Genomic DNA, 11468 nt, shown 5'->3' on the forward strand with positions numbered 1-11468 from the left:
GACTTCGTCGGTAATGCCCCAGCGGGACGCTGCCCCGCTCTACAAGGCGATGGGGATTGTGGCTCTGTAGCGCCGGGCAATGCCCGGCGGGGGACTTCGTCGGTAATGCCCCAGCGGGGCGTTGCCCCGCTCTACAAGGCGATGGGGATTGTGGCTCTGTAGCGCCGGGCAACGCCCGGCGGGGAACTTCGTCGGTAATGCCCCAGCGGGGCGTTGCCCCGCTCTACAGGGGTCGCTGGGCTCTGCCGCGTCGGGCCTTCCTTTGGTGGACATGTGGAAGAAGAGCCGGCCCTCTAGAATTGCGTTTCCCCCACCCATCAGGAGCACCACCATGAGCCTGAACGCTCTCCGCCAGCAGCCCGGCGTGGTCGCCCAGCCGCCGGTCGAAACCACCGGCTTCGTCTTCAACCACACCATGCTGCGGGTCAAGGACATCGCCGCCTCGCTGGATTTCTATACCCGCGTGCTCGGCTTCCGCCTGATCGACCAGCGCGATTTTCCCGAAGCCGCCTTCAGCCTGTACTTCCTGGCCTACGTGCCGGAAGGCACGCAGGTGCCCGGGGACGACGCACAGCGCCGCCTGTGGATGGCCGGCATTCCAGGCGTGCTGGAACTGACCCACAACCACGGCACCGAGAACCAGGACGGTCCGGTCTACCACGACGGCAACAGCGAGCCGCGTGGCTTCGGCCACATCTGCGTATCGGTACCGGAACTGGAAGCGGCCTGCGCGCGTTTCGAGGAGCTGGGCGTGCCGTTCCAGAAGCGCCTGAGCGATGGCCGCATGAAGAGCCTGGCCTTCATCAAGGACCCGGACGGTTATTGGGTGGAGATCATTTCCAATACCGTGCGTGCCTGAATCGCGCACGACACGCTGAGGATGGGCTGTTGCCTGCCTGGGCGAGGCGCGACCTGAAAAGCGCACCTGCCAGGGCGCGCTTCGCCTACCCGGACTACGTAGCAACGGATTGCATCGGCGGCGGCTGATGAACAGCAAACGCCGGCTTGCGCCGGCGTTTGCTGGTGTCGAACCACTTGGCAGCGGCTGCGGCTTGGCTTACTTCTTGAAGGTGCCGGCCTTGACCAGCACCATCTTCTGCGGGTCCACGTACTTGCGGATCGCGCCATTGACCTGCTGCAGGGTCACCGACTGGATCGCCTGCGGGTAGTTGTCCAGCCAGGCCAGGCCCACGCCACGCTCGACCGTGCCGATGATCGCCGCCGACATGCCGTCGGTATTGCCCAGGCCGACCTGGTAGCTGCCCACCATCGCCTGCTTGCGCGCATCCAGTTCCTCGGCGGTGATGCCGTCCTTCCACCAGCGCTGCAGTTCGCGGCGGGTACTGGCGATGCCCTTGTCCATCAGCTCCGGTGCAAACGTGGTGCTGATGCCCAGGCCGCCGTCCATGTAGTCGCTGCCCAGCAGATTGCCGCCGATGCCGTAGGTCAGGCCTTCCTTCGCGCGCACCGCCGCCATCAGGCGACCGGTGAAGCCCGAACCCAGCACGTCCACGCCCACCGTCATCGGCAGGTAGTCGGCATCGGTGTAGCGCAGGCCGGTGGCCTGGCCCAGGAAGACGCTGACGCTGGCCTTGTCCTTCATCGCGATGCTGTGCTCGGCGGCCTTGGCCGGCAGCCGTGCCGGTGCATCGCGCAGGTAATCGACGCCACCGCTCCAGCCGTTGAAGCCATGCGCCACCGCGGTCTCGATCGCCTTGGCATCGACGTCGCCAGCAAACACCAGGGTCATGTGCGCCGGGCCGTAGTACTTGGCGTGGAAGGCCTTGATCTGCTCCAGGGTCACCTGCGGCACCGCCTTGAGCATGGCTTCGCGCGGTGCCGGTGCGTTGACGCTGCCGGCCGGGAAGAGGCTCAGCATCATCGTTTCGCGGGCCATCGCGCCGGGGTTGTCGCTGGCCTGGCGCAGGGCCGCTTCCAGCTGCACCTTGGCCTTGGCCAGCTCCTCGGCGGTGAACGCCGGCTCACGCAGCTGTTCGGCGAGCAGGTCGAGCACGGTCGGCAGGTCCTGCTTCAGGCTCTTGCCGTAGATGCCGATGCGCGCGGCGCTGGGGCTGAAGGACAGCTGCGCGCCGATGCCATCGAGCGTGTCGGAGATGGCGAACTTGTCGCGGCGGGTGGTGCCGGCTTCCAGCAGCATCGCGGTGAGCGTCGGCACCGCCGGGTTGTCGGCCTTGGCGGCGAGGAAGGCATCACCCAGCGGCATCGAGCCGGTGAAGGTGACCACGTCCTTGACCCCCATCGGGTAGACGATCAGTCCGATGCCGGCGGCCTTGGCGTGCACGGCGGTGTCGGCGACGCCGGCCTGTGCGGCGAATGCGGCAAGGCTGGACAGGGCGGCCAGCGCCAGCGGGATCAGTCGAATGCGTTTTGCGTTGTTCACTTGCTGCTCTCCGGCACGAACCAGCCAATCGTGCTCTGCTCTGCGGTGAAATACTTGCCGGCGACACGCTGCACGTCGGCCGGGGTGACCTTCTCCAGGTCCTTCAGTGCGGTGGAATACAGGGTCCAGTCGCCCATCGCGATGAACTCGTTGAGCGCATCGGCAGCCTGGTCGGTGCCGTCGCGGCGGTAGGCCTCCTCTGCACGGTACGGACCAAGCACGCGCTTGATCTCCTCGACGGTGACGCCGTCGCGGGCAACCTTGGCGATTTCGTCGCGGACGGTCTTTTCAATGTCCTCGTGCCTGCCGTCCGGCGCGAGCGCCACGCTGAGCATGAACAGGCTGGGATCGCGCTGCTGGTACATGCCGCCGGACACCGCCACCGCCTTGCTGGTATCCACCAGCGCGCGCGGCAGGCGGGCGCTGCGGCCGCCCTGCAGCACCAGTTCCAGCACGTTCAGCGCCGGGATGTCCTTGTCCACGCCGGCCGGTGCCTTGTACGCCATCATCACCGTGCCGGTCTCGCCGGCGCGGCGCAGCGTCACCCGGCGCTCGCCCTGCTGTTCCGGTTCGGTGGTGTAGACCTCGGGAATGGCATGCGGCGAACGCGGCACCTTGCCGAACTTCTCGCCGATGCTGGCCAGCACCTTGGCGCTGTCGATGTCGCCGACGACGGTGACGGTGGCATTGTTCGGCCAGTAGAAGGTGTCGTAGAAGGCACGCAGTTTTTCGATCGACACGTTCTCGATGTCGCTGCGCCAGCCGATCACCGGGTGGTGGTACGGGTGGGCGCTGTAGGCGGTGGCCCACATCAGCTTCATCAGCGCGCCATTGGGGTTGTTCTCGTTGCGCTCGTATTCGTTGCGCACCACGGTCATTTCGCTCTGGCGGTCCTTCTCGCGCAGCAGCAGGCCGCGCATGCGGTCCGCTTCGATGGCGATGTAACCGTCCAGCGCGGCCGGCGGCAGCGTGGCGTAGTAGTTGGTGCGGTCCAGCGAGGTGGTGGCGTTGAAGCCGGCACCGACGCGGTCCAGGTAGGTATCGACGTTGTTCTCGCCGTCGAAGTGGGTGCTGCCCATGAACATCAGGTGCTCGAGCAGGTGGGTGCCGCCGGTGGAACCGGTCACCTCGTTGCGCGAGCCGACCCGATAGGTCACCTGGAAGGTCACCACCGGCGCGGCGTGGTTGGGCAGCAGGAGCACGCTCAGGCCGTTGGCATCGAGCCGGTACTCGTCGATGCCATCGAGCGATTTGACGTGGGTGAAACCATTGACCTTGACCGGTTCGGCCGAAGCAGCGGTCGCTGCCATCAGGCCGAACGCAAGGCCGGCGCACAACAGGCGTGGCGAAATCATGCGTTGCGTTCTCTTGGAATGCGCGCGGGGCGCGGGGAAAATCCGGGCAGGAGTCATTCCTGCCCGCGTGGGGTCGGGGTGTCGAAAGCGGCCAGCACGATCTCCGGGGTCAGCACCTCGGGCAGTTCGGCCGGGGCGCCGCCGCTGGCGGGATAGGCCAGGTTGAACGGCACCGCGCTGCGGTTCCATTTCTCCAGCTCGGCGGTGATCAGCGGGTCGGCATTGGTCCAGTCGGCCTTGAGCGCGGCCACGCGATGCTGGCGGAAGTAGTCGCGCACGCGGCCGGAGGCGAACACCACCTTCTTGTTGACCTGGCAGGTGGCGCACCAGCGCGCGGTGAAGTCGACGTAGATCGGCCGCCCTTCCTGCTGCAGCTGCTGCACGCGCTCGCCGCTCCATGGCTCCCACTGCAGTTGCTCCGGCGCCGGCGCGCGCGGCCAACCCAGCAACGCCGCCAGCAGCAGCGCCAGCAGGCCGCCGCCCGTGGCCAGGCGCGCGCCGTGTCCGCGGGCGCCGGGGCGCGTGCCGCGGCCATACAGCCACAACCCGAAGGCCAGCACCGCCAGCGCCAACAGGGCGTTGAGCAGGGCCGCCTCGTGCAGCTGCCCGGCCAGCACCCACAGCAGATAGCCCACCGTGGCGTACAGCGGGAAGGCCATGAGCTGCTTGAAGGTCTCCATCCATGCACCCGGGCGCGGCAGCAGCCCCACCAGGCGCGGGAACACCGACAACAGCAGGTACGGCAGTGCCAGGCCCAGGGCGATGGCGGTGAAGACGACGAACGACGGCACGGTCGGCAACGCCAGCGCGGCACCCAGCGCCGGGGCCAGGAAGGGCGCGCTGCACGGCGTGGCCACCACGGTGGCGAGCATGCCCGAGAAGAAGCTGCCGGCGGCGCCCCCCTGCGTCTGCAGGCGCGAGCCGATGGCCGTGGCGCGCACGCCGACCTCGAACACGCCGCTGAGGTTCATCGCGAACGCCAGCATGACCAGGGCCAGCACGAACACGAACGGCGCCGACTGCAGCTGGAAGCCCCAGCCCAGCTGCTGTCCGCCCTCACGCAGTACCGCCAGTGCCGCGGCCAGTGCCCAGAAGGACAGCAGCACGCCCGCGGTGAAGGACAGCGCGTGCAGGCTGACCTTGCGGCGGTCGCTGCCGGCCTGCTCGATGAAGCCCACGACCTTCAATCCCAGTACCGGGAACACGCAGGGCATCAGGTTGAGGATCAATCCGCCCAGCACCGCGAACAGCACCACCAGCAACGACAGGCGCGCATCCCTGGCCGTCGCGCCGGTGGCGGACGGCGTCGTCGCCGGCGCGGGCGCGGCCCCGAGGTCCGTGGTGCTGACCAGCGCGGCGGCTTCGGCCTCGGCCACGAACGGCAGGTCGACCTCGACCCCGCGGTACGTGCCTGAAACATCGTTGTAGGCCAGTACGCCGCGCAGGCGGGCATCGGCCGGCAGGGTCTCGGCCTCGTCCAGCGGCAGCTTGAGCAGCGCGCGCGCGCCGCGGTTGCCGATGGTCTGCGGCACCTTGTAGGAAACGAAGCCGTCGGCCGGGAAGAAGTGCAGTTCGGCGATGTCGGTCGGCGCCGCCACGCGCAGCGCCAGGCCTCCCTGCTCGCGGGTGGCCGCCAGTTGCCAGCCCTCGCTGGCGCCGGGCATCGGCATCGCGGCGATGGCCGCGCGCACATCCTCGTCCGGCTGCGGCGGCTCGGCGCGCACCGGCATGCGCAGCGAAAGCTCCGCCTTGCCGGGAATGCACACGGTCTCGCACATCAGCCAGCGCGCCTGGGCCTTAAGCTCGACCTCGGTGCCGGGCTTCAACCCGGCCGGCACGGCCAGGCGCACCGGCAGGTACAGCAGACCTTCGTAGCCATGGCCGGTGATGTTGCCCTCGCGGTCGCGTACCAGCACCGGCGTCGGCCACTGGATCGCGTCGGCGCTCCAGCCGGCGGGCAGCTCCCACATCAGCCGGGTCGGCAAGCCGGTGCCGGCGTTCTTCCAGAAGCTGTGCCAGTGCGGATCGTGCTGCATGCGCAGCGCCAGCTGCACCGGCTGCCCCGGCTGTACGGAGCGGTCGGCGGCAACCAGTTCGGCCTGCACCTGCGCCAGCGCGACGGCCGGCAACAACAGGCCGCACAGCGCCAGCAGCGCCAGCCCCAGCCGCTTCACGGCCTCAACGCGCCGGCGCATCGTCGACCTTCCTGAGCTGAGCGCGCACCGCGCGTTCCACGTCCCATTCGCGCATGCCGACACCGACGATGGTGCCGTCGCCGGCGATCAGATAGTTCTGCGGCAGCTGCATCACGCCATAGGCCTGCGCCGCCTCGCCCTCGAAGCCCGGTGCCTGCAGGTTGATCCACGGCAGGTCGTCGCTGCCGCCTTCCTCGTGCATCGCCTTGGTCCAGTCGGCCTTGTCCTCGTCCAGCGATACCGCGTAGATCTCGAAGCCGTGCGGATGGAACTCGCGGTAGACCTTGAGCAGGTGCGGGAACTCGCCGCGGCAGGGGCCGCACCACGACGCCCAGAAGTCCAGCAGCACAAGCTTGTTGCGCGCCAGCACCTGGGACAGCTTGACCATCTTGCCGTCCACGCCCACCGCCTGGATGTCGGCGTAGGGCTTGCCGGGTCCGAACTTTTCGGCCAACTGCCGGGCCTTGGCGTTCTCTTCCGCGGCACGCTCCATCGACACGATCAACGGGTGCGCGCCCAGTTCCGCGCGGAACGCCGCCACCATCTGCGCGCGACGGGCTTCGTCGTAGCGTTTCCAGTCGTAGTTCTCCGACAGCACCAGCAGCTTGACCAGCGTCGGCGCATCGCCATCGAGGATGGCGCGGTCATAGTCGTTCTTGACCGTGGCGAGCCTGCGCGCGGCCGGCACCGTGGATTCGCGCGCGGCAGTCATCGCCGCTTCGTCGGTTTCATCGATGTTGCTGAAGGCCTTGACGTTGGCCTCGCGGTTGGCCTTGAACGCGGCCACATACTCCGGACGCTGCAGGTAACCGTAGACCAGATCGGTATAGCGCCCGCCCCGCGCCACCGGGCCCAGCTCACCCGCTTCGACGCGCAGTTCGCCCGGCTCCACCACCAGCCGTGCGGTGCGATGGTCGCCCAGGGTCAGTATGCCGGGCACCGGCTGCGGCACGCTGCCGGTCAGCACGAAGGCGCCGTCATGCACGGTGGCGGTGGCAATCGGCTCGACCTTGGTCGGGTCGCTGGCCAGCGCGGGCACCAGCAGCGATACCTGCTGGCCTTCCTGCAACCCTTCCAGCCTGCCGCTGATGGTGAAGGCCTGGCGGGCGTCGGCGGCGGGTGCGGCGCTGGAGGGGGATGCGGGCGCCTCGTCGCGGCCGCAGGCCGACAGCGCCAGCGTAGCGATGACCGCGCCGGCCAGGACGCTGGCCCGCAGGGAGGTGGAGAACAGGCTCATAGGGGAAATCCTTGGAAAAAAGATACGGTGCGGCGCACCGGCCAACGCAGGCCGGTACGCCGCGGTAGCGACGGTCAGGCGCGCGGCATCAGCGGCCGAATTCCTTCTTGAAGTCCAGGTAGATCACCCGGCCGCGCACGTTGACGCGGTTGGACACGAAGCCGTAGGCGTTGTCCACGAACGGAAAGTCGCGGTCGAACAGGTTCTGCACGCCCAGCCGCAGCGTGCTGCCGCCCAGCCACCCCTTGCGCTCCAGCTTGCGGTAGCCGACCTGCATGTCGAAGGTGGTGTAGGACGCCGACCGCGTACGCGGGTGCTCATTGGGAATGTAGTCGTTGAAGCTGGTGGCTTCGGCCGACAACGGGTACAGCACGCGGTGCGCCGAGGTGTAGTGGCTGCCCACCGAGGCGAACCAGGACGCGTTCTCCCAGCCCACGGACAGGTCGCCGGCCCACTTGCTCGGCCCCAGTTCGCTGTCCGAGTAGGTCAGCGTCGGCAGCTCCGACAGGGAGCGTGCGGTCAGCTCCAGGGTGCGCACGGTATTGAGCTCGATCCGCCAGTCGCCCCAGTCGTTGCCGAAGTAGTAGCTGGCGGAGGTGTCCACGCTGCGCGAGCGCCGCCCGAGGAAGTTCACTTCGCGGTTGTCCCACAGCATCACCCCGTTCTCGCCGAGGGTGAACATGCCCGACGGCAGGTCGGCGAAGTTGCCGAAGATCTGCGCGTAGCTCAGCCCCGACAGCGGGTCGCCGATGTAGTTGTCGAAGCGGGTGTCGTTGTAGGTGGCCGACAGCTGCAGGCCGTTGGCGAACGTCGGGCTCCAGTCGAAACCATAGGTCTTGACGGTGGCGACCTGCGGCTTGAGGTTGCTGTTCGGGCCGGTGAGCGCGATCAGCCGGGTGGCGCCGTCGGGCAGCTCGACGCCGTTGAAGAGCAGGCGCGAGGTGTAGTCGTCCAGGGTCAGCTGGCCGAACTGCTGCCGCGCCTGCGGCACAAGGAACGATTCGCCCCAGGTCGCGCGCACGCGCAGCTGGTCCACCGGCTTCCACGACAGGCGGGCCAGCGGGCTGGTACGCCTGAAACTGCGCGATACCGGGCTGTAGCTGCCGGTGAACAGGTCGCCACCGTCGCCGGTGGTGCCGGTCAGCCGGCCGATGTCGAAGCCGCCGAGCTGGTCCAGGCCGGCAGCCCAGTTGCGCAGCGCGTTGTCGCCGTCCTGGCCGAAACGCTCGTAGCGGGCGGCGACGGTCAGGCTCAACTGTTTGGCGAACGGCAGGTCCTTCAGCAGCGGGATGCCGACTTCGGTGAACAGCGCCTCCGAACGGGTCTTGCTCGAGGTGACCAGGCGCTCGCCGAAGTTGCTCTCGTGGTCGAAACGCTGGTCGCGGAACTGGGCGCCGAACGCGGCCTCGATCTTGCCGGCCGGCAGGGCGAACAGCTCGCCGCGGGTCAGCGCGTCGAAGGTGTAGGCCTTCGACTGGAAGTGGTAGGCGTAGCGCTCGACCAGGCTCTCCAGCAGCTCGCGGTTGTGGGCGACGATGGCCGGGTCGCTGCCGTCGCCGAACACGTTCAGGCCCTCGAGTACCTTCAGGGTGCGCGCGTAGCCCTCCTCGCCCATCGAGCCGGTCAGGTCGCCCAGCACCACGCTGGTGCCCTTCTCGCGGCTGGCGCTCAGGCCCAGCTCGTAATCCCAGCCGGTGGCGAAGGGCAGCTTGCCATCCAGGCCGACATGGGCGTCGAGGTTGCTCTGCTCCTGGTCCTCGCTCAGGCGCATGCCCTCGAATTCGCGGGCGAACGAATAGCCGACCAGCACGTCGCGGCCGAACGGGTTGTTGGGATTGCTCTCCGGCACATAGGTATTCAACCCGTCCTCGAACAGGTTGAAGTCGAACAGCTCCGGCTTCCAGCTTTCCCGGTTGACCTGGCGGGCGTAGCTGACGCCGTAGTTCAGCTCCAGGTCCTTGCCCAGCACCTGCAGGCCGTCCAGGCGCAGATAGGTGTTGTCCACCTTCGGCCCGACGCGGCCGACCTCGTACAACGACGGCGCCGTGGCCGGGTCGTACGGCAGCAGGCTGTCAGGATCCAGGTTCTTGCCGTTCTGGCCGCCGGGGATCACGCCGATGGGCTCGCCCATGAAGTGATAGTCGATGCCCCAGTCTTCCGATTCGTACACGACGCCCGGCTGCCCCTTGTTCTGGGTGCGCACGTTGGTGCCGTTGCGGTCGCTGAAGTCGCCCTTGCCCTGCGGGCCGGCGTGGATGTAGCGCAGGATGTCCACCGGCGAGCTGCGATCCATGCCGGCGGCGACGGACAGATGGCCTTCGCTGAAACCGAAGGTGTGCGCCAGGTCCACCCGGCTGACATCGGCATTGCTGCCGGAATTTTCATGGCGCAGCTGCAGGGTCGTGCCGTCGTAGGATTTCTTCAGCACGATGTTGATCACGCCGGCCACCGCGTCGGAGCCATAGATCGCCGAGGCGCCGTCGCTGAGCACCTCGATGCGTTCGACCTGCGAGACCGGGATCGAGGAGATGTCGGTGTAGCCGCCCTGGGACTGCGCCGAGCCGCTGCGGCGGCGGCCATCGACCAGGATCAGGGTGGAACGGCTGCCGAGGCCGCGCAGGTTGGCGCCGGAAGACCCCAGCGCAGAGACGCCGCCGTCGCCCAGGCGGCCGTTGCCGTATTCGTTCTCGCCGAATACGCGCGCGGCGCTGGTGCGGTTGGAGAAGTTCTGCGGCAGGTTGCGCAGCACGTCCTCGATCGAGGCGTAGCCGCGGCTCTCGATCAACTGCGAATCGATCACGATCAGCGGCGAGGCCGGGTCGATGTTCTTCAGGTAGGTGCCGGTGACGGTGATCGTCTCCAGCGTCTCGGCGCGCGCGCCGCCCGCCTCCGTGGGCGCGGCCTGGGCGCCGCCGCGGGGGCGCACGGTGACGGTGTTGTCGTTGACGAAGCGGTACTCCAGGCCGGTCGGGGCGAGCAGTTGCTCCAGCACCTGGGCCGGGGTCGCCAGGCCGCTCACCGCGGCCGAACGCTCGCCATTGGCGGTGGCGCCGGCGGCGTAGACCACCTGCATGCCGGTCTGCTGGGCGAAGGCTTCCAGCGCCGTGGCCAGCGGCTGCGCCGGGATATCGACCTCACGGGCCAGCTGGGTGGAAGCCGGCGCCGGCTGTTCCTGCGCCTGCTGCGCCAGCGCGGCGCCGCTGCCAGCCAGCAATGCCAGCGCCATTGCCTGGACCAGCACATTCTTGCGGAAATTATTGCGAGACCCCATGGGCGGATATCCCCGATTGAACCAACGGATGGATCGAGACACCGCCTGCACGCCATGCGCAACCGGCCTCTTGTTACATCCGTATGTCCAAAGGGGCCGAAAGGGTACTCAGCGCCGAAAATATTTTACTGAACGGGGAAAACGCGGGCCGCCGACCCTACTGCCTGCCGTAGGACGCCGGCGCCACCCGCACCCGGCCGTCCTCGCGCACCACCCGCAGTGCGGAACAGCATTCCAGGAACTGCAGGAACGACTCGGTGTCGTCGGCATTGAACACCCCGCTGTAGCGCTGCTGCAGCGCCCGCTCGTCGCCCACCACGATCTGGCGCTGGTTGTAGCGGTTGAACTCGGCCACGATGTCGGCCAGCGTGTCGTTGCGGAAGCTGAGCCGACGCGCGCCCTGCGGCGTCTCCACCGGCTTCTCCAGCGGCATGCGCACCAGCGACTGCCGGCCCTGCGGGATGCGCGCCTGCTCGCCCGCGGACAGTGCGGCCGGCTTGCCCAGCGATTCGACGGGACCGCCAGCGGCGCCGACCACCTCGCCCTCCGGCTCCCACAACCGCTCCAGCCATCCCTCCCGGGCGGCCATTACCTTGACCCTGCCCTCGCTGACCGCCACCAGGGTGCCGGACGGCAGCCGGTTGACGGTGAAGCGCGTGCCCACCGCCTGCACCGTGTTGCTGCCGGCATGCACGCGGAACGGGCGCGCGGTGTCATGGGCGACATCGAACGTCGCCTCGCCGCGGCGCAGCTGGATGTCGCGCGCGCCGGCGGAGAATTCCACCACCATCTGCGAAGCCGGCGCCAGCAGCACCACCGAGCCGTCGTCCAGGGCGATGCGCCGATCTTCGCCGATCGCGCTGGCGTATTCCTGCGTGGGCGGAGCCAGCAGCAGCTGCCGGCCGAGCAGCCCGGCGCACACCACCACCGCCGCCGCGGCCAACCAGCGCAGGCGCCGGCGCGGACGCCGCGCCGCCGGCGCGCGCGCCCCGGCGCGGGCCGCGTCGGC

Annotated in this window: 7 protein-coding genes; 1 reads left to right on the forward strand and 6 read right to left on the reverse strand. The window is 68.6% G+C overall.

The genetic code is table 11. The features are described 5' to 3' along the window. The first annotated feature begins 331 nt into the window (after positions 1–331). A complete protein-coding gene (gene gloA / locus QMX80_RS15835) occupies positions 332–859 on the forward strand; it encodes a lactoylglutathione lyase (protein WP_282278076.1) in 528 nt (175 codons plus the stop codon). A 198-nt stretch (positions 860–1057) separates the two neighbouring features. Here gloA and QMX80_RS15840 read toward each other — a convergent pair whose 3' ends face one another. The 6 genes from QMX80_RS15840 to QMX80_RS15865 all read right to left on the reverse strand — a co-directional run. Next, positions 1058–2401, reverse strand: coding sequence for a pitrilysin family protein (locus QMX80_RS15840; protein WP_282278077.1), 1344 nt, complete (start codon positions 2399–2401; stop codon positions 1058–1060). Next, the gene (locus QMX80_RS15845) at positions 2398–3756 is read right to left on the reverse strand and encodes a pitrilysin family protein (RefSeq protein WP_282278078.1); all 1359 of its coding nucleotides are present in this window, start codon (positions 3754–3756) and stop codon (positions 2398–2400) included. Before QMX80_RS15845 ends, QMX80_RS15840 begins: the two co-directional genes overlap by 4 nt. Before the next feature lie 53 nt (positions 3757–3809). Next, positions 3810–5951, reverse strand: a complete 2142-nt coding sequence (locus QMX80_RS15850) for a thioredoxin family protein (RefSeq protein ID WP_282278079.1) — start codon at positions 5949–5951, stop codon at positions 3810–3812. After that, on the reverse strand, positions 5935–7188 hold the full coding sequence (locus QMX80_RS15855) for a TlpA disulfide reductase family protein (protein ID WP_282278081.1): 1254 nt from the start codon (positions 7186–7188) through the stop codon (positions 5935–5937). The genes QMX80_RS15850 and QMX80_RS15855 overlap by 17 nt, the downstream gene beginning before the upstream one ends. 88 nt (positions 7189–7276) lie before the next feature. After that, positions 7277–10459, reverse strand: a complete 3183-nt coding sequence (locus QMX80_RS15860; RefSeq protein ID WP_282278083.1) for a TonB-dependent receptor — start codon at positions 10457–10459, stop codon at positions 7277–7279. Positions 10460–10616: 157 nt separating this feature from the next. Then, positions 10617–11468, reverse strand: an 852-nt coding sequence (locus tag QMX80_RS15865) for a FecR domain-containing protein (RefSeq protein ID WP_282278085.1), incomplete at its 5' end; no start/stop codon positions are given.

Origin of the sequence: Stenotrophomonas sp. PS02297 (assembly GCF_029959705.1) — a bacterium.
Lineage (GTDB): Bacteria > Pseudomonadota > Gammaproteobacteria > Xanthomonadales > Xanthomonadaceae > Stenotrophomonas > Stenotrophomonas nitritireducens.

What these genes read in the sequence shown, in the direction of transcription:
- gloA (WP_282278076.1), top strand. Translation starts at nt 332, where the DNA reads ATGAGCCTGAACGCTCTCCGCCAGCAGCCCGGCGTGGTCGCCCAGCCG.
- QMX80_RS15845 (WP_282278078.1), bottom strand. Translation starts at nt 3,756, where the DNA reads ATGATTTCGCCACGCCTGTTGTGCGCCGGCCTTGCGTTCGGCCTGATG.
- QMX80_RS15850 (WP_282278079.1), bottom strand. Translation starts at nt 5,951, where the DNA reads ATGCGCCGGCGCGTTGAGGCCGTGAAGCGGCTGGGGCTGGCGCTGCTG.
- QMX80_RS15855 (WP_282278081.1), bottom strand. Translation starts at nt 7,188, where the DNA reads ATGAGCCTGTTCTCCACCTCCCTGCGGGCCAGCGTCCTGGCCGGCGCG.
- QMX80_RS15860 (WP_282278083.1), bottom strand. Translation starts at nt 10,459, where the DNA reads ATGGGGTCTCGCAATAATTTCCGCAAGAATGTGCTGGTCCAGGCAATG.